Raw genomic sequence first — 18,637 nt, 5'->3', positions numbered from 1 at the left:
AACAGTGACCGTTCCTTGCGGCTAGGATCGCTTGAATCGTGTCAATTCTCGCCGGATCGAGGTGCCCCTTGGCGTTCCCGCCGTCCCGCCCCGTCGTCGAGCACCACCGTGAGCCGTTCGGCATCGGGGAGGCGCGCCCCCGGATCTCCTGGACGATCTCAGCCCCGCCCTGGTGGCGCCAGGCCGGGTACGAGCTGGAGATCGTCCGGGGCTCGGAGATCCGCACGCACGTCGTGCGGTCGGCCGAGCAAATCCTCCTGCCATGGCCGGAGGAACCCCTCGCATCCCGGGAGCGGGCCACGATCCGGGTGCGGGTGGAGGGCGCGGACGGGAGCCGGTCGGAGTGGAGCCCGCCGACCGAGGTCGAGGCCGGGCTGCTGGATCCCGCCGACTGGTCGGCGCGGCCGGTCGGCGGCGCATGGCCCGAGGATCCCGACTCCGACGACCGCCGCCCCGCCCTCGTGCGGCGCGCGTTCGACGTCAGCGGCGAGATCGTCAGCGCGCGCGTGTACGCCAGCGCCCACGGGCTCTACGAGCTGGAGATCAACGGCGCCCGCGTGGGCGACGACGCCCTCTCGCCTGGCTGGACCGTCTACCCGAAGCGGCTGCGCTACTACACGTACGACGTCACGGCCCTGCTCCGCGGCGGGGAGAACGTGATCGGCGGCTGGCTCGGCGACGGCTGGTACCGCGGCCGGCTGGGCTGGCGGGGCGGGTTCCGCAACCTGTTCGGCCCCGATCTCTCCCTCATCGCGCAGCTGGAGATCCACTACGCCGACGGGCGCACGCAGACCGTCGCCACCGACGCCGACTGGCTCGCCGCCACCGGCCCCATCGTCCGCACTGGCAACTACGACGGCGAGGACTACGACGCGCGGGACGAGCGGGCCGGCTGGTCGAGCGCCGGTTACGACCCGGTCGGCTGGACGCCGGTCGCCGTGCGCCAGCGCGACCCTGCCACCCTCGTCGCCCCGACGGGCCCGCCGGTGCGCTGCACCGAGGAGATCACACCGGTCGCCGTGCTGGCCACGCCGAGCGGGAAGCGGGTGCTCGACTTCGGGCAGAACCTGGTCGGGCGCCTGCGCATCCGGGTCCGCGGCGAGCGCGGCGCGAAGGTCGTGATCCGCACCGCCGAGGTGCTCCAGGACGGCGAGCTGTACCAGCGGCCGCTGCGCGATGCCCGGTCCACCGACAGCTACGTCCTCGCCGGCCGTCCGGAGGGCGAGGAGTGGGAACCGCGGTTCACCTTCCACGGCTTCCGCTACGCCGAGATCGAGGGGCCGGACGACCTCGACGCGATCGCCCGCGTCTACCACTCCGACCTGGAGCGCACCGGCTGGTTCTCCTGCTCCGACCCGCTGCTCGAGCGGCTGCACGAGAACGTCGTCTGGAGCATGCGCGGCAACTTCGTCGACATCCCGACCGACTGCCCGCAGCGCGACGAGCGGGTCGGCTGGACCGGTGACCTGCAGGTCTTCGCCCCCACGGCCGCGTTCCTCCACGACGTGACCGGGATGCTCTCCTCGTGGCTGCGCGACGTCGCGGCCGAACAGCTGCCCGACGGCACCGTGCCGTGGTACGTGCCGGTCATCCCGGCCCACGAGATGTGGACGCCGATCCGGCCGGGCGCCGCGTGGGGTGACGTCGCCACGCTGACGCCGTGGGCGCTCTACGAGCGCACCGGCGACACGGGCCTGCTGGAGGCCCAGTACGAGTCCGCGCGGGCGTGGGTCGACCTAGTCGATCGACTGGCGGGCGACGACCACCTGTGGAACACCGGATTCCAGCTCGGCGACTGGCTCGACCCGTCGGCGCCCCCTGACGACCCGGCCGCCGGGATGACGGACAAGTACCTCGTCGCCACCGCGTACTTCGCGGCGTCGAGCCGGGCGGTGGCGCGGATGGCGGCGGTGCTCGGCCGGGAGGAGGGCGTCGACCGCTACGGCAAGCTCGCGGACGCCGTGGCCGAGGCGTTCTGCGCGGCGTACGTACTGCCCGGCGGGCGGATGGTCAGCGACTCCCAGACCGCCTACTCGCTCGCGATCGGCTTCGACCTGCTGCCCTCCGCGCAGGCCCGCGCCACCGCAGGGGCGCGCCTCGCCGAGCTCGTGGCGGCGGCCGGGAACCGGATCGCCACCGGTTTCGTCGGCACCCCGCTCGTCACCGACGCACTGAGCTCCACCGGCGAGCTGACCACCGCCTACGACCTGCTGCTGGAACGCGAGTGCCCGTCGTGGCTCTACCCGGTGACGCAGGGTGCCACCACGATCTGGGAGCGCTGGGACAGCCTCCTGCCCGACGGCCGCGTCAACCCGGGTTCGATGACGTCGTTCAACCACTACGCCCTCGGCGCGGTTGCCGACTGGCTGCACCGGGTCGTCGCAGGCCTCACTCCCGCCGCCCCGGGCTACCGGGAGGTGCGGTTCGCCCCTCGGCCCGGCGGCGGCCTCACCCGCGCCGAGGCCCGCCACCGCTCGCCGTACGGGATGGTCGGGATCAGCTGGGAGCTGGTCGACGGCGAACTGACGGTGGTGACGGAGCTGCCGACGGGCACGACCGGCGTGCTGGATCTCGACGGCGAGCCCTCGCAACCGCTGGGCCCCGGAACGCACCGCCACCGCGTCGCCGTCGGGCTCCCTGCCGTGCCGTAACCGGCTGGCCGAGCTCCAGGATCAGCCCCGATGATGGCTCGGTGATCAGCAGCAAGGGTGTACCGGCCGCGGACCCCCGCCGGCCGATGCACGCCGACCAGCTGGCCGTGCCGACAGAGACGGTCCGCGCGCTGGTTCACGAGCAGTTCCCCGAGTGGGCGCGGCTACCGATCACAGCAGTGGTCTCCGAAGGCACGGTCAACGCGATCTTCCGGGTCGGTGACCGGCTCGCGGCGCGGTTCCCGCTCCGGCCGGGCGACGTCGACGGGACGCGGCGGATGCTCGTGGCCGAGGCGGACGCCGCGGCCGAGCTGGCTCGCCACACGCGGTTCCCGGTGCCCGAGCCGGTGGCGCTGGGCCTGCCGGGGCACGGCTATCCGCTCCCGTGGTCGGTGCAGACCTGGCTGCCCGGGACCACCGCCACCGACGAGGACCCGGGCGACTCGAAGGGGTTCGCCCACGATCTGGCCGAGTTCATCGCCGACGTCCGCGGCATCGACACGCGGGGCCGGACGTTCCCCGGGCACGGCAGGGGTGGTGACCTGCGCTCCGAGGACGCGTGGATGCAGACCTGTTTCGAGCGCAGCGGGCACCTGCTCGACGTCCCCCGGCTGCGCAGGCTCTGGGGCCGCCTTCGCGAGCTGCCGCGCTCCGCACCGGACGTCATGAACCACGGAGACCTCATCCCGGGGAACGTGCTGGTCTCGGGTGGGCGGCTGGCCGGGATCCTCGACGTCAGCGGCCTGGCGGCGGCCGACCCGGCCCTCGACCTCGTCGGCGCATGGCACCTGCTCGACGCGGGCACCCGCCCGCTGCTGCGCGCCGATCTCGGGTGCGACGACCTCGAGTGGGAACGCGGAAAGGCGTGGGCGTTCGCGCAGGCGATGGGTCTCGTCTGGTACTACGTCGACACCAACCCGAGCATGAGCAGCCTGGGCAGGCGCACGCTCGACCGCCTCCTCGACGACGAGGTCACCGCCACTCGCTCCTGAACCCCCTGCCGCTGACGCCCGTGTGTACCGGTGTCAGTTCGTATCCTCGGGGGAGGACAGCAAATGATCATGAACAAGTTCCGGAGGCTGGCCGCGGTCGCGTTCGTCACGGGAGTGCTGGTGATGCTGGGGGCCACCAGCGCCCAGGCCGTCGAGACGTGGGAGGGCTGCCCGGCAGGCGCCGTGTGCATCTACCCGGAGGACGCCGGGTTCAACTCCGGGCGCCCGTCCCACGCCTTCTTTAGCTACGGCGCCCACAACATCGAGAACCAGTTCGGGATGCACGTCGTCTCGAACAACCAGGTAGACGGCGCGAAGGCGCGCACGTGCACCGGTTTCAACGGCACGGGTGACTGCCAGGGCCTCATGGGCCCGAAGACGTTCGTGAACAAGGATCTGACGCCGATCAACTCAATCGTCCTCGTCCCGTAGCGCGGGGGTGTCGCGGGCCGGGCCTCCACTGGAGGCCCGGCCCGCGGTGCGCTATGACGCAGGCGCGAAGAGCTTCTGCATCTTCGTCGCGATCCACCGCCCCGCGTCGACCGACCGGACGGGAGTGGTGGGGGCGTCGTGGTTGGGCTGGTAGAAGAACGGGATCGACAGGCGCGAAGACGTGTTCCCGCGTTCCGGGTTCATCACCCGGTGCATGGTCGACACCCAGCGTCCCCCGGTCCACAAGGCCATCAGATCACCGATGTTGACCACGAAGCTTCCCGGGAGCGCGGGAACGTCGCGCCAGTCCCCGTCAGGGGTGCGCACCTGGAGGCCGCCGAGGTCGTCCTCCTGGTAGAGGATGGTCAGCGCGCCGAAGTCCGTGTGCGGCCCTCTCCGAAGCTGCCCGGGCAGCGGCGGCTTCAGCTGCGGGTAGTAGAAGTTGGCGGTGAGCGACGACGTGTGGTGGTCGAACCTGTCGCCGAAGAAGTCCTCGTCCAACCCGAGCGCGAGTGCGAGCAGCCGCGTGAGGTCACTCGCCAGCCGCGCCATCGCCGCCATGTACTCGTGCCACGTGGGCGCGAAGTCCTCGGGACGGGTCGGCCAGAGATTGGCGAGTTTCCACGGCGCCCAGTAGTCGCCGAGCTCCCCGCGTTCGTGCTCACCCAGTTCGCCCGTGACGTGCACGCCGAAGGCTTCGCACAGGTCCGGAGGGGTTTTCTGGTCGATGCTCTGCGCGGTCGTCCCGCCGGAGCGGCGGAACCCGGATGCGCCCGGCCGGCTCGCGACGAGGTCCTTCTCCGCATCGGACAGTCCGAAGAACGCATTCGTGGTGGCGTACATGCGCTCGACCAGCGGCTGCGGGATCCCATGGCCGACGATCGTGAAGAAGCCCGAACCGGAGCAGGCCCGTCCGATGGCGTCGGCGATGGCGGCGCGTCCGTGTGCGCTGCCGCGGGAGGACAGGTCGATTACCGGCACGAAGCCGTCGACGACGGTCACGGTCATGATGCGTCCTTCTCCATTTCTCGGTGAACGGTGGTGCGGACGGTGATCAGCACCGCGGTGAGGCATGCGGTGACGACGAGGATTCCGGCGCCGACGGTGAGCGCCGTGGTGTAGCCGTGGACGGACGCCGCGGAGCGCGTGGCTGTCGCCATGTGCGCGGCGGCGGCGCTCGTCGCGACGGTGTTGAACAGGGCGGTGCCGAGCGCCGCGCCGAGTTGCTGGGCGGCGTTGTAACTCGCCGATGCGGCCCCGATGTCCTGTGGTGGCATGCCCGCGGTGGCGAGGCTCGCGGTCGGGGACATGACACAGCCGAGGCCCAGCCCGGTGAGCACCAGCGCGGGCGCGAGGTAGAGCGGCAGCACGTGCGAGCTCTGCGGCGTCAGGAGCGTCACGATCGCCACGCCCGCGGCGGCGGCGATCAGCCCGGACACGATCAACCCCGCCGGCGGGACGCGACCGTGGAGCCTCCCGGCGATGAACATCGAGCCGACGAGGGCCGCCAGCGCGTTGATGATCAGCGTCAGCCCGGACTGGACCGGTGAGTAGCCGAGCACCGTCTGCGTGTAGTAGCTCATGAACAGGTAGAAGCCGAACATCGCGGCGAACATGAGGGTGATCGCGACGAAGGCGCCCGCACGGACCCGATGGGCGAGCACGCGCATCGGCAGCAGCGGGTGGGACACGCGCCGTTCGACGGCGACGAACCCCACGAGCAACAGGACGCCGACGACCAGCAGCGCCAGCACGATCGGCGAACCCCACCCGAGCGGCTCGGCCTGGTTGAAGGCGTACACCACGGCGACGAACGCGGCGCAGCTGAGCACGGCGCCCGGGACGTCGAGCCGCCCGTCACGGGATGGCGCGCGCCGGTCGCGCGGGACGAGCGTGGTGCCGAGCAGCGCGAGCAGCGCGATGGGCACGTTGATGTAGAGGCACCACCGCCAGCTGGTGTACTCGGTCAGCATGCCGCCGAGCACCAGGCCGACGGCCGAACCCGCGGCGCCGACCGCCGCGAACACGCCGAAGGCGCGGGCGCGCTCGCGGGACTCCGTGAACGTCGTGGTCAGCAACGACAGGCCGGCCGGTGCGAGCAGGGCGGCGAACCCGCCCTGCAACGCCCGCGTCGCGAACAGCATCCCTGGACCGGCCGCGGCCCCGGCCAGCGCCGATGCGGCGGCGAACCCGACCAGCCCGATCATGAAGGCGCGCCGGTGGCCGAGGGCACTGCTGACCCGCCCACCGATCAGCAGCAGCCCGCCGAAGGCCAAAGCGTACGCAGTGACGACCCAGTGCCTGCCGGCGTCGGACATGCCCAGCGCCTGCTGCACCGATGGCAGCGCGATGTTCACGATCGTCCCGTCCAGGACCACGAGCAGCTGCGCCGCGCTCACCACCGGCAGCGTCCACCACCGCCGTGAGTCGTCCACCAGGCCTCCCTAACGTTGTTTGAGGTTCCCGAACGTCGTTCGATTCGACGATCAACGTACTACACTCGGCGGGGCGGTCCGGACGATCTAGGTGGTGGGTTGTGACGCAGGTCGCGAGCGACGGGGTGCGCAGCGTCTGGCTGCGGCCGCGCCGAACCGGCAGGGGCGAGCCCCCGCTGACCCGCGACCGGATCGTCGAGGCCGCCGTCGCGCTCCTCGACGAGGAGGGGATCGAGCGGCTCACCATGCGCCGGCTCGCCGAGCGGCTCGGCGTGGTCGCCCCGTCGCTGTACTGGCACGTCGACACGAAGGACGACGTGATCGACCTCGCCGTCGACGCGATCTTCGGCGAGGTACCCCCCGGTGTCGGGTCAGCCGCCGAGTGGCGCGACGACGTCAGCGCCGTGCTCGCGGCGTGGCGGACCGCGATGCTGCGCCATCCCTGGGCTACCGCCGTACCGGCAAGGCAACGGCCCACGCTCGGGCCGAACTTCCTAGCCTGGATGGAACTGTTGCAGGCCACGCTGGCCCGTGCCGGGTTCGGCGGAACCGACCGGTCCGCCGCGACGTGGGCGCTCTACAACCACGTGATGGGGTCGGCGGCCTCCGAGGCCGCCTTGCGGATCTCCGACGAGGAACGCCGGGTGGGCCAGCAGCAGCTCCAGGCCGACCAGGACCGCTACCCGACGCTGGCCACGGGCGGCTACCTCTACGACGACGACTGGGACACCAGCTACACCGTCGGCCTGGACTACCTCCTCGACGGGCTCCAGGTCCAGCTCGACCGCCTCACGACTGCTCCGCCGAACACCACCAGGTAGCGCGCCCGCCGACCTGACCCCGTTCCATCGGCGCGCCACAGCGGGGGCAGGTGGCGCCCGCCTTCCGGAACGGGATCACCTCCCCGGTGTGCGCGCCGCCGTTCGCGATCGCCGCTTCGACGGTGCGCCGCATCGCAGCGTGCAGCCGGTCGAGCGCCTCGTCGCCGAGCTGGTCGACCGGCGTGCGCGGCGCGACGCGGGCCTGCCAGAGCACCTCGTCGGCGAGGAGGTTGCCCACCCCCGCCAGCACGGCCTGGTCCTGCAACCGCGCCTTCACCGGCGCCTTGCCGCGCCCGACGCGCTCCCGGAACTCGGCCTTCGAGATCGTCAGGGCGTCCGGACCGAGTCCGTCGAGGTCCGGTTCGAGGCGCACCCGGCCCAGCCTGCGCTTGTCGAGCAACCGCAGCCGCCCGCCGTCGGCGAAGGTGATCGAGAAGCGCTCCCACTCCGGCCGGACCGCGTCCGGCTCGGGGCGGTCGGGCTCCCCGCCGACGTGCTCGCCGTCGTCGGACTCCACGACGATCCAGCCGCCCATCCCGAGGTGCACGCCGAGCCGCGGACCGGGCTCGCCGTCCGCCCCGGCCGTGTCGCACCACATCGTCTTGCCCCGCCGGTGGGCGGCCACGAGCCGCCCGCCGACGAGGACCTGCGCGATGTCACCGGGCCGGTGCGGGCGGCAGACCCACTCGTCGCCGTCGGCGACGGCCCGGATCTCGCGGTCGAGCGCAGCCTCGATCGCCTGGCGTGCGCGTTCCACTTCTGGCAGCTCCGGCACCCCACCAGTCTGGCCGCAACCACCGTCAGGCGCAGACGTCCTGGCGAGCAGCACCTCGCCGCGGGGTCGTACGTCTCGCGGAGATCCCGACGCGGTCGGCGAGCACCCATGTGACGAGTGCACAGAGCGCGAGTGCCGCGCCGAGGACGGTGGGGCCCGTCCACCCCGCGGCGTCGAACAACGCGGTGGTCGCGATCGCTCCGAACGCGGAGCCGAGTGAGTAGAAGACCATGTACCCGCCGATCGTGCTGCTGGTGCGGTCGGGGTATGCGGTGGTGAGGATGTGCTGGTTGCTGACGTGCACCGCCTGGGCGGCGAAGTCGAGCACGATCACGCCGAGGATCAGCAGGAGCAGCGACCAGCCGAGACTCCCGATCGCGAGCCATGAGCCGAGCAGGAGGGTGAGCGCGATGCCGGTGACCCGGCTGGGGTGCCCGGCGTCGCCCCAGCGGCCGGATCGAGCGGCCCCCAGTGCGCCGGCGAGCCCGGCGATGCCGAACAGCCCGATCTGCGCTTCGCTCAGGTGCCACGGCTCCACGGCCAGTGGCAGCGCCATGCCGCTCCAGAGGGTGCCGAAGGAGGCGAAGAGGAAGAAGGCGATCAGCCCGCGGCCGAGGAACGTCGGCTGGGTGAACAGCCCGCCGAGGGATCGGATGACCTGCCCGTACCGTTCGGTGCCTGCGCGGACGTCCGCCGGGAGCACCGCGAGGCCGAGCACGCAGACGGTGGCGGCGAGAACCGCGAGGGCGAGGTAGCTGCTGCGCCAGCCCCACACGTCCGCCATGGCGCCGGTGACGATCCGGGCGCCGAGGATGCCGACGACCACACCGGACGTGACGACGCCGAGGTTGCGTCCGCGCTCGCCGGGCGGGGAGATCGACGCCGCGTAGGCGACCGTGGTCTGCACCACCACCGCGAACACGCCCGCGACGGCGAGGCCGCCGAACGCCACCCAGGCGACCGGTGCGGCAGCGGTGACCGCCAGGCCGACCGCCACCAGCCCCAGGTGGGCCGCGATCAAGCGCCTGCGGTCGACCATGTCGCCCAGCGGCACCAGCAGCACCAGGCCTGCGAGGTAGCCGAGCTGCCCCACGGCCACGAACCAGCCGACCGAATCGCGGGGAACGCCGAGGTCGTGCCCCATCGGTCCGAGCAGCGGCTGCCCCGCGTAGACGCTGGCGACCGCCACCCCGCACACCACCGCGAGCAGCAGTCTCGTCCCTCGGCCCACGGGCACCTCCTCGTTTGGTTGCAGATTGCAACTCTTTGGAGGCTAGGCCAGAATGGTTTCATTGCGCAACTCTTTGGAGGGGTGATGGCACGCGACGCCGCGTCGTGGACGGACCCGAACTGCCCGGTCGCGCGAGCCGTGGACGTGATCGGCGATCGGTGGAGCCTGCTGATCGTCCGGGACGCGATGGACGGGGCCCGCTCGTTCACCGACTTCCAGCAGCGCACGGGCATCGCCCGCAACATCCTCGCCGACCGGCTCCGCAAGCTCGTCGACCACGGCCTGATCGCCCAGGTCGAGGCCCCGTCGGGCAAACGCAGGGTGTACACGCTCACCGCGGTGGGCAAGGACCTGTTCCCCGTGATCGTCACGCTTCGGCAATGGGGCGAGCGCCACGCCTTCGAGGCGGGTGAGACCCGTTCGGTCCTCGTCGACGAGCACGGCGCGGTCGTTCCGCAGGTCGTCGCCGTGGCCGCGGACGGACGGCCGCTGACGAGCGAAACGACCTCGGTGCGGAAGTTCGGCTAGTCCTACAGCCGGATTTTGTGATCATGGTGTTCGGCGCTGCCGCTGGGTCCCGTTCGGCGGTGGCCGCGCCCATGATCCGACGTAGCGGGTGCTCATGGTCGTGAGAGCAGCCGTGGACAACCGATACTTCGGATCTTGACCGCCGCCGGTCGGGCGGCTGCGCTGTCGGGGCACGATCGTGTCGATCCATCGGGTCGGCCCGGTCAGGCACCGGCCGGTGGGCGCGCCGTTCCCCGCCGAGGCCAGCCGGCGCCCACCGCGTGATCCGGTCTTCGCGTGCGTGTCCGCCGGTTGCCTCGACCCATCGCCTTGCGGGGGTGGCTGGGGCCGGGAACGGCGCGCCCACGAAAGCGTCCGGCACCCAGCCCGGCACCGTGGAGCCCGGCGCGCTCGTTCTCGGGCGGCGCGCCCGGTCGACGGGGTGTCTGACCTGCGACGGGCTGCGTCGGCCGACACGGGATGCGTCAGCGGCTCCGCCGCGCCGAGATGTGGCCGAGCCCTGCGACCAGACGAATGATCACGAAGTCCGGCTGGAGTACCAGGCAGGGTGTTGAACGGTCGGATCGATCTCGCTCACGGCTTGCGGGCTACCCCGCAGTAGGAGTTCACAGGTGGCGGCAACTGTTCGCCCCACAGGTGGCCGGGCCGCCAATGGGAGGTGGACACCACGCCGGGCTCCAGCAGTTCCAGGCCACTGAAGAACCCTGTGATCTCCTCGGGGGTACGCAGGTAGTACGGGTCGCCCGCCTCCGCGCGAATGCGGGCCGCCTCCGCCGCAGCCTCGGGCCGGATCACGTTCGTGCCGTCGTTGAGGACGAGGTAGCTACCCGAAGGGACCCCGTCCAGAAGGATCTTGAGGATGGCGTTCGCCTGGCCGTAATCGGAAATGTTGCCGAGGATGCCGAGCATCATCAGCCCGACCGGCTGAGTGAAGTCCAGCGTTCTACCGGCCCGCTCCAGGATGTAACCGGGGTCCCGCACGTCTGCGTCGATGTACGCGCACACTCCCTGGTTCGTCGAGGTGAGGAGCGCCCGGGCATGTGCGAGGACGATGGGATCGTTGTCCACGTAGACGATACGAGCTCGAGGGTTGACGCCCTGCGCGACTTCGTGGGTGTTGTTGGCGGTGGGCAACCCGGTCCCGACGTCGAGGAACTGGCTGACACCGCACTCTCCGGCCAGGTACGTCACGGCCCGCACGAGGAAGGCACGCGCCTGGCGCGCGACGTCGACGACGCCGGGATACGTCTCGCGCACCTTGTCGCCGGTTGCCCGGTCGGCGGCATAGTTGTCCTTGCCCCCCAGCCAGTAGTTCCACACACGTGCCGAATGGGGCACTTCGATGTTCAGCCTCGCCGTCACGTCGTCAGATGCAGACTGGGCATCGGTCACGGCGGTGGCCTCCCGTTGTCACGGTGCGTCACCCGCACCGTACAACCGCCGACCGATCCGACTCGACCTTGTGCGATGACCGGCTGTTACTGAGCGGCCACCTGATTGAGGGAAGCGGCGCGCACGACAAGTGCGGCGAGGTCGCGCGCGGCCGCGTCGTCCAGCGAAGCGTGGTCGACGAGCAGCCGGTACCACAGGACCCCGAAGACCACGTCGAGGAGGAGCTCGAGGTCGACGGCCTCGTCGATCTCGCCGCGAGCCACGGCGCGTTGGAGGATCCCGCGCAGCGCCGCGCGCCGGGCGAAGAGGAACCGCTCGCGGAACGCGGGGGCGAACTCCGGGTCGAGCACCGCATGCGCCATCAGGCCGACGAGCGCGGGGCGGGCACCGCGCTGGCGGAACGACGCGACGAGGAACGCGAGCAGGTCGCCGGGCAGCGATCCCTCGTCGGGGATCGGCACGGTGGCGTCCGCGAAATCGGTCATGGCGTCGAGCACGAGGTCGGCCTTGGACCGCCACCAGCGGTAGATCGTCTGCTTCCCGGCGCCCGCCCGGGCCGCGATGCCCTCGATCGTGAGGCTCGCGTAGCCCCGTTCCCGCAGCTCGTCGAGGGCCGCCGCCTCGATCGCCCTCCGGGTCGCCTCGCTGCGCGGTCGGCCCGGCCGTCGGTCTCCGGTCATGCGAGCAATTTACAAGACGCGACGTCTTGGTTTAGTATCGAGACGCAACGTCTTGAAATGGGAGGTGCGGCGTGCGCGTCGTGGTCATGGGAGGCACATCGGGCATCGGGCTCGCCACCGCCGAGCGGTTGGCGGGCGAGGGCGCCGCGACGGTTGTCGTCACGGGGCGGGACCCGGAGAAGCTCGCGGCGGTGAAGGACCGCGTGTCCGCCGCCGAGCAGGTCGACGGCACCAACGAGGAGGAGCTCGCCGCGTTCTTCGAGCGCACGGGCGAGTTCGACCACCTGGTGCTCGCGTTCAGCCCCGGGTCGATCGGTGTGGGTCCGATCCGGGAGACCGGGCCCGCCGCCGTCCGGGCCGCGTTCGAGGGCAAGCTGTTCGGCTACCTCGCGGCGATCCGGCACGCACGCGTCACCGGTTCGATCACCTTGATCTCCGCGGCGAGCGCACGAGCGGCGCTGCCGGGGACGGTCGCGCTCGCGGCCGTGAACGGGGCGATCGAGCGAATGGTTGCGCCGCTCGCCGCCGAGCTCGCCCCGGTGCGGGTCAACGCGGTGTCGCCCGGCGTGATCGACACGCCGTGGTGGTCGTTCCTGCCCGACGACCAGCGGCAGAGCCAGTTCGACGCGGCCGTCGCCGGAATCCCCGCCCGTCGGATCGGGCAGCCGGACGACGTCGCCCGCGCCGTGAGCTACGTGATCGGCGCGACGTACGTGACCGGGACGATTCTCCCGGTGGACGGGGGTTTCGTCGGCTCGTGAGGCGTTGCTAACGTTACCAACGTGACGCAGGCAGGGCGTCGGCCGCGGCAGCCGACGGTGCGGGAGGTCGCCTCCCTGGCCGGCGTGAGCCCGATGACGGTGTCGCGCACCCTCGCAGGCGGCGCGAACGTGCGCCCCGAGCTGCAGGAGAAGGTGCTCGCGGCCGTCGAGGAGCTCGGCTACCACCGCAACGAGAACGCGCGGAGCCTCCGCCCCGGCCAGGCCACCGGGCTGATCGGCGTGGCGATCACCAACCTCGCGAACCCCTACTACGGCAACCTCGCGTTGGGGATCGAGGAGGTGGCCGCCGCCCACGGCAAGCGGATCATCCTCGGCAACACGGGCGAGGACCCGGCGCGCGAGCGGCAGCTCATCGACGACTTCATCGGTCGCCAGGTCGAGGGGCTGATCCTCGTCCCGTCCGGCGGCGCGTCCGACCACCTGCGCCCCGAGCGGCTCGGCACCACCCCGCTCGTCCTCGCCTCCCGCCGCGTGTACGGGCTGGACGTCGACACCGTCCTCGTCGACGACGTCGGCGGCGCCTACCGGGGCACGGCGGCGCTGCTGGACGCGGGTCACGTCCGCATCGCCTACCTCGGCAACGCCGCCTCCGTGTTCACCGGGCGGCGCCGCTACGAGGGGTTCGAGCGCGCGCTGGCCGAGCGCGGCCTGACCCCCGAGGCGGGGCTGGTGCACCGCGGCCAGCAGGACGTCGCCTCGGCGCGGGCGGCGATGCGGGCACTGCTCGACCTGGACACCCCGCCGACCGCAGTGTTCTGCGCCAACAACCGGAACACGATCGGCGCGCTGGAGGAGATCGGGCGCCGGATGCGCCACGGGGCCGACGCCGCCGGCTTCCCGGCCATCGTGAGCTTCGACGACTTCGAGCTGTCCGGCCTGATGCCCGTCCCGGTCACCGTGCTCGACCACGACGCCCGCCAGCTCGGCAGGGAGACGGCACAGCTGCTGTTCGAGCGCCTGGCCGCGGACGCCCCGGCCGCGGCGAGAACCCTGGAACTCCCGGTACGCCTGCGCCCTCCGGACCGGGGCGCGATGGCTCCATAGTGCGGGGAAGGCCGGTGTCAGCGTTCAGGTAACGTTACCAACGAAGGGTGGCCCGTGACCGAGTTGTGCATCGACTTCGGGGGGACGGCCGTCAAGATCGGGGTTCTCGACACCGGTTCGCCGCTCGCCACCACGCAGATCCCCGTCGACCGCCGCGATCCGCTCGGGCGCGCCGAGATCGCCGCGCGGGAGCTGATCGCCGGGACGAGGCCGGAAGCCATCGGGGTCGCGCTGCCCGGCGTGGTCGATCGGCGCGCAGGGACCCTCGTGCGCGCCCACGACAAGTACACCTCCCTCGCCGGTGTCGACGTACGGGCGTGGGCCGAGAAGTCCTTCGGCGCGCCTGCCGCCATCGAGAACGACGCGCGCGCGGCGCTCGTCGGCGAGACCGTGCACGGCGTCGCCGCAGGCGCCCGCGACGCGGTGCTGATGACGATCGGCACCGGCATCGGCACCGCCGCGATGATGGACGGGATCGTGCTGCGCGGGGCCACCGACCACGCGGGCATCCTCGGCGGCCACGTCACGGTGGACGTCGACGCCGGGCCCTGCAACTGCGGGAACGTCGGCTGCGCCGAGTCGCTGGCCAGCACGTGGGCCCTGCGCACCCATCCGGATCTGCGCACCCATCCGGATCTGCGCGCCCTCGTCGAGGCGGCGGGCCACGACCGCGGCGCCCGCGACGTCCTCGACCGCTTCGTCCGGGTGTGGGGTGCCGCGCTCGTGACCCTGTGCCACGCCTACGACCCGGCCGTCGCGATCGTCTCCGGCGGCGTCCTCGCCGCCCGCGAGGCGATCGTCCCGGGGCTGACCGCCCACCTGGAGCGGCACATGTGGTCGTCGGCCCACCGTCCGCAGGTCGTCGTGCCCGACCGCCCCGACCTGTCCGTGCTCCGCGGCCTCGCCGTGATCGCGCGAAAGGATCTCGATGCCTGAGCCCACGTACGACCGGCAGCCGACGGTGCCGCTGCCTGCGGGCGCGGTCGTCCGCCACGGCGCCGCGGCATGGCACGCCGTCGCCGCGCTGGCCGCGCGGCGCGCGGGCGAGCGGGCACCGGTCGTCGTGGTCGACGCCTACCCGGGCACCGACCTCGCCTGGCTGCGCGCCGAGATCGCGGCGGCCCTGCCCGGCCACGAGATCGTCGACGTCGAGGAGGCCGCCGCGCTCCCGATCGAGGACATCGACCGCCGGTTCGCCGACAACCTCACCGACGACCGGGTCTTCGGCGTGCTCAGCCACGCCACGATCGACGCGCTCTACTCCCCCGACGCGCTCGCCGCGCTGTCGGGCCGGGTGCGCGCCGCGGTCGCGCCGACCGTCCTCGTCGGCTGGGGCGCCGCACTCGCCGCTCCGGAGCCGGACGCCCTCGTCGTGGTGGACATGGCCAGGTGGGAGCTGCAGCAGCGCCAGCGCGCCGGAGCGCCGAACTGGCGCTGCGCCAACCATGACGAGGACCCGCTGCGGAAGTACAAGCGCGGGTTCTTCGTCGAGTGGCGGATCGCCGACCGGCACAAGCGGCGCCTCCTCGGCGTCGTCGATTTCCTGCTGGACGGGAACGCGGGCGGGATGGTCGAGGGCGCCGACCTCCGCGCCGCGCTCGACGCGGCGACGCGGGCGCCGCTGCGGGTCGTCCCGTTCTTCGACCCCGGCGTATGGGGCGGCCAGTGGATGAAGCGGAAGCTGGGCCTCGACCCGTCGGCGCCCAACTACGCATGGTGCTTCGACTGCGTGCCGGAGGAGAACTCGCTGCTGCTCGAAGGCGAGGGAGGCATCGTCGAGATCCCGGCGCTCGACCTCGTGCTGATGCAGCCGACGGCCCTGCTCGGCGCGCTCACCGAGGCGCGGTTCGGCCCGGAGTTCCCGATCCGGTTCGACTTCCTCGACACGATGGAGGGCGGGAACCTCTCGCTGCAGGTGCACCCGCTCACCGGGTACATCCAGGACACCTTCGGCATGCACTACACGCAGGACGAGAGCTACTACCTGCTGGACGCAGGCGACGACGCGGTGGTCTACCTGGGTCTGAAGGACGGCACGGACCCGGACGAGATGCTCAAGGCCCTCGAGACGGCGGCCGCGGGCGGACCGGCGTTCGACGCCGAGCGGTTCGTCAACGCGTTCCCTGCCCGCAAGCACGACCACTTCTCGATCCCCGCGGGCACCGTGCACTGCTCGGGCGCCAACTCGATGGTCCTGGAGATCTCGGCCACCCCGTACATCTTTACCTTCAAGCTGTGGGACTGGGGCCGCGTCGGCCTCGACGGCGTCCCCCGCCCGGTCCACCTGGAGCACGGGTCCCGCAACATCCAGTGGGACCGCGACACCGCGTGGGTGCGGGAGAACCTGCTGTGCGGGCCCGAGCTGATCTCCGAGGCCGACGGCGTGCGCGAGGAGCGCACCGGGCTGCACGAGCTGGAGTTCATCGAGGTACGCAGGCTTTGGTTCACCGAAGAGGCCCGCCACCACACCCGCGGCACCGTGAACGTCCTCAACCTCGTGGAGGGCGACGAGGTCGAGGTCGTGAGCCCGACCGGCTCCTTCGCGCCCTTCCCCGTGCACTACGCCGAGACGTTCATCGTCCCGGCCGCCGTCGGCGAGTACGTGATCCGCCGCTCGCCGGCGTCGGCGAGCGAGCGCTTCGCCACCGTCAAGGCCTCCGTCCGAGGGACAGAACAACGGGGCACTGAACAAGGGAGTTCACGATGAGAAGACGATTCGCGGCGATCGCGGCCCTCGCCGTCCTGCTCACCGCCTGCTCCGGCGGGGCGCAGGACACCGGCGCCACCACCGGCACCCTGAAGTTCTTCACGAACAAGGCCGCGTGGGAGCCGGACTTCGACGAGCTCAACGCCGCGTCGCAGCCCGGCGCCGGGATCACCCTGGAAACCACCGGCTACTCCGACGCCAACCAGTACGACGCGTTCATCAAGCAGTCGTTCCGCACCAAGGAGAGCCCGGGCCTGTTCACCTGGCAGACCGGGCCGACGCTCGCCGCGCTCGTCGAGGACGGGCTGGTCGCCGAGACCACGGACATCTGGACCGAGGCCGTCGCGCAGGGCTGGGTGAGCGAGGAGCTGCGCAAGCGCTACACCTACGACAGCAAGCAGTACTGCGTGCCGATGAACATCGCCTACTGGGTGATGTACTACAACAAGAAGATCTTCGACGAGCACGGGATCTCCGTGCCGGCGACGTGGGCCGAGCTCGACACCGTGGCGGCCACCCTCGAGGCCGCTGGCGTCACGCCGTACTACCAGACGAGCATCCTGTTCGCGTTCCCGTGGTTCCAGCAGATGGTCATGGGCACCGACCCCGACCTCTTCGAGGGCCTCGCCACCGGCCAGGTCTCCTACACCGACCCGCGGATCGTCGCGGTCATGCAGGAGTGGCTGCAGCAGCAGGAGAAGGGTTGGTTCAGCGACGCCGGCAGCACCGTCGACCCGGCCGTCGGATTCAAGCAGCGCGAGTACGCGATGATGATCTTCGGGAGCTTCTACAACGGCTCCCTCGACGGCGCGGGCCTGCAGCAGGGCGTCGACTACGACTTCTTCGTGATCCCCGCGAAGAACCCCGACCTCGGCGTGACCCCGGTGGCCACCGAGTCCGGCCCGCTCTGCGTCGCGGAGGGATCGGCGCAGAAGTCGATGGGGCTCGCCTACTCGAAGTGGTGGATGTCGCCGGACGCCCAGACGGCGTGGTCGGCCGCGCGCGGCGACGTCCCGTTCAACCCGAAGGCACAGGTCGCCAACCCGCGCCTCGCGGAGCTGGGGCAGGAGATCGTGAGCGCAGGCCACCGCCAGGTCGAGCGCTACTACGAGGCCACCCCCACCCCGATCCTCACCGTGGCCCTCGAGCAGTTCGGCGCGTTCAACGCCAACCCGTCCGACCCGATGCCGTACCTGGAGGCGATCCAGGCGGAGGCGGACAAGTACTGGGCCGAGCAGCGCTGATGGCGCTCACGGCTACGAGGCCCGAGGTCAGGCCCCTTCCCGCGCCGACGGGGCGGAGTCGGGGCTATCAGTGGTCCGCCCGGGGTTTCGTCGCCCCGGGCGTGCTGCTGGTGGCCGTGCTCCTCTACCTGCCGCTGCTCTGGACCGTCTTCCTGAGCTTCACCTCCTACGACGGGCTCGGCGACCCCGAGTGGGTCGGCCTCGACAACTTCGGCGAGATGTTCGCCGACCCCGGGTTCCTCGGGTCGCTCGGGAACACGCTGCTCTGGGTGGCGGGCACACTGCTGATCCCGGTGGGGCTGGGTCTCGTCCTCGCCCTGTTGACGTGGAACCTGCCGGGCGGGGCATGGCTGCAGCTGCCGTTCCTGCTGCCCTACGCGGTGTCCGGGGTCGGGGTCGCCACCGTCTGGTCGTTCATCCTGTCCGGCGGCGGTGCGCTCGACCAGGCGCTCGGAGGGCTCTTCTGGATCGAGGCGCCTCCGCGCTGGCTGGTCGACGCGCCGCTCAACACGATCGTCATGATCGTCGCGGCCGCCTGGCAGGGGGTCGGGGTGAACGCCCTGCTGTTCACGATCGGGCTCCACTCGATCCCGAAGGAGCCCCTCGAGGCCGCCCGGCTCGACGGCGCCACCGGCCTGCGCCTGTTCACCGGCATCGTCTGGCCGATGCTGCGCCCCCTCACCACCGTCGTGGTCGGGCTCTCGATCGTCGCGAGCCTCAAGACCTTCGACCTCGTGCAGGTCATGACGAAGGGCGGGCCCGGCAGGGCGTCCGAGACCCTCGCGCTGACCATGTACAAGGAGACGTTCGTCAACAGCGACTACGGGCTCGGGTCCGCGATCGCCCTGCTGCTCGCAATCGTCACGCTGCTCGCGTCCGTGCTGTACCTGCGCCGGCAGCTGTCGCAGAAGCTCGAGGTCTAG

At 71.6% G+C, this 18,637-nt stretch carries 17 protein-coding genes; 11 read left to right on the top strand and 6 right to left on the bottom strand.

Annotated features, from left to right (window positions below; all coding sequences use genetic code 11):
- The first annotated feature begins 68 nt into the window (after positions 1-68).
- The 3 genes from K1T35_RS11850 (at position 69) to K1T35_RS11840 (ending at position 4,075) form a co-directional block, all read left to right on the top strand.
- A complete protein-coding gene (locus K1T35_RS11850) occupies positions 69-2,651 on the top strand; it encodes an alpha-L-rhamnosidase (RefSeq protein ID WP_255621791.1) in 2,583 nt (860 codons plus the stop codon).
- Between the two features lie 41 nt (positions 2,652-2,692).
- A complete protein-coding gene (locus K1T35_RS11845) occupies positions 2,693-3,643 on the top strand; it encodes an aminoglycoside phosphotransferase family protein (protein ID WP_255621790.1) in 951 nt (316 codons plus the stop codon).
- Positions 3,644-3,706: 63 nt separating this feature from the next.
- The gene (locus tag K1T35_RS11840; protein WP_220260212.1) at positions 3,707-4,075 is read left to right on the top strand and encodes a hypothetical protein; all 369 of its coding nucleotides are present in this window, start codon (positions 3,707-3,709) and stop codon (positions 4,073-4,075) included.
- Between the two features lie 51 nt (positions 4,076-4,126).
- Here the strand turns inward: K1T35_RS11840 and K1T35_RS11835 are convergent, their stop codons facing one another.
- Entirely contained in the window at positions 4,127-5,083 is a 957-nt protein-coding gene (locus K1T35_RS11835; RefSeq protein WP_220260211.1) for an isopenicillin N synthase family oxygenase, read from the bottom strand.
- Positions 5,080-6,510, bottom strand: coding sequence for an MFS transporter (locus tag K1T35_RS11830; protein ID WP_220260210.1), 1,431 nt, complete (start codon positions 6,508-6,510; stop codon positions 5,080-5,082). Before K1T35_RS11830 ends, K1T35_RS11835 begins: the two co-directional genes overlap by 4 nt.
- Positions 6,511-6,611: 101 nt before the next feature.
- Here K1T35_RS11830 and K1T35_RS11825 point away from each other — a divergent pair, with 101 nt between their 5' ends.
- The gene (locus tag K1T35_RS11825) at positions 6,612-7,331 is read left to right on the top strand and encodes a TetR/AcrR family transcriptional regulator C-terminal domain-containing protein (protein ID WP_220260209.1); all 720 of its coding nucleotides are present in this window, start codon (positions 6,612-6,614) and stop codon (positions 7,329-7,331) included.
- On the opposite strand, the gene K1T35_RS11820 is transcribed toward K1T35_RS11825, so the two are convergent.
- Both K1T35_RS11820 and K1T35_RS11815 read right to left on the bottom strand, forming a co-directional pair.
- Entirely contained in the window at positions 7,300-8,106 is an 807-nt protein-coding gene (locus K1T35_RS11820) for a DNA-formamidopyrimidine glycosylase family protein (protein ID WP_220260208.1), read from the bottom strand. The genes K1T35_RS11825 and K1T35_RS11820 overlap by 32 nt on opposite strands.
- Before the next feature lie 25 nt (positions 8,107-8,131).
- The gene (locus K1T35_RS11815; protein WP_370645348.1) at positions 8,132-9,337 is read right to left on the bottom strand and encodes an MFS transporter; all 1,206 of its coding nucleotides are present in this window, start codon (positions 9,335-9,337) and stop codon (positions 8,132-8,134) included.
- Between the two features lie 84 nt (positions 9,338-9,421).
- Between K1T35_RS11815 and K1T35_RS11810 the strand changes: the two genes are divergently transcribed.
- A complete protein-coding gene (locus tag K1T35_RS11810) occupies positions 9,422-9,865 on the top strand; it encodes a helix-turn-helix domain-containing protein (protein WP_220260207.1) in 444 nt (147 codons plus the stop codon).
- Positions 9,866-10,438: 573 nt separating this feature from the next.
- On the opposite strand, the gene K1T35_RS11805 is transcribed toward K1T35_RS11810, so the two are convergent.
- Both K1T35_RS11805 and K1T35_RS11800 read right to left on the bottom strand, forming a co-directional pair.
- A complete protein-coding gene (locus tag K1T35_RS11805) occupies positions 10,439-11,257 on the bottom strand; it encodes an SAM-dependent methyltransferase (protein ID WP_220260206.1) in 819 nt (272 codons plus the stop codon).
- Positions 11,258-11,343: 86 nt separating this feature from the next.
- Positions 11,344-11,937: a TetR/AcrR family transcriptional regulator gene (locus K1T35_RS11800; protein WP_220260205.1), complete on the bottom strand. Its 594-nt coding sequence runs from the start codon at positions 11,935-11,937 to the stop codon at positions 11,344-11,346.
- A 71-nt stretch (positions 11,938-12,008) separates the two neighbouring features.
- Between K1T35_RS11800 and K1T35_RS11795 the strand changes: the two genes are divergently transcribed.
- Genes K1T35_RS11795 through K1T35_RS11770 form a run of 6 tightly spaced genes read left to right on the top strand, consistent with a single transcriptional unit; the run spans position 12,009 to position 18,637 of the window.
- On the top strand, positions 12,009-12,698 hold the full coding sequence (locus K1T35_RS11795) for an SDR family oxidoreductase (RefSeq protein ID WP_255621786.1): 690 nt from the start codon (positions 12,009-12,011) through the stop codon (positions 12,696-12,698).
- Between the two features lie 21 nt (positions 12,699-12,719).
- Entirely contained in the window at positions 12,720-13,763 is a 1,044-nt protein-coding gene (locus tag K1T35_RS11790; RefSeq protein ID WP_220260204.1) for a LacI family DNA-binding transcriptional regulator, read from the top strand.
- A gap of 54 nt (positions 13,764-13,817) precedes the next feature.
- Positions 13,818-14,699 carry an ROK family protein gene (locus K1T35_RS11785; RefSeq protein ID WP_220260203.1) on the top strand — a complete coding sequence of 294 codons (882 nt, stop codon included), beginning with the start codon at positions 13,818-13,820 and terminating at the stop codon, positions 14,697-14,699.
- On the top strand, positions 14,692-16,470 hold the full coding sequence (locus tag K1T35_RS11780; RefSeq protein WP_220260202.1) for a class I mannose-6-phosphate isomerase: 1,779 nt from the start codon (positions 14,692-14,694) through the stop codon (positions 16,468-16,470). Before K1T35_RS11785 ends, K1T35_RS11780 begins: the two co-directional genes overlap by 8 nt.
- Entirely contained in the window at positions 16,467-17,714 is a 1,248-nt protein-coding gene (locus tag K1T35_RS11775; protein ID WP_220260201.1) for an ABC transporter substrate-binding protein, read from the top strand. Before K1T35_RS11780 ends, K1T35_RS11775 begins: the two co-directional genes overlap by 4 nt.
- The gene (locus tag K1T35_RS11770; RefSeq protein WP_220260200.1) at positions 17,714-18,637 is read left to right on the top strand and encodes a carbohydrate ABC transporter permease; all 924 of its coding nucleotides are present in this window, start codon (positions 17,714-17,716) and stop codon (positions 18,635-18,637) included. The genes K1T35_RS11775 and K1T35_RS11770 overlap by 1 nt, the downstream gene beginning before the upstream one ends.

Origin of the sequence: Pseudonocardia sp. DSM 110487 (assembly GCF_019468565.1) — a bacterium.
GTDB lineage: Bacteria > Actinomycetota > Actinomycetes > Mycobacteriales > Pseudonocardiaceae > Pseudonocardia.
Note: the sequence above shows the minus strand (reverse complement) of the source record. Positions and strands in the feature narration are given on the sequence as shown.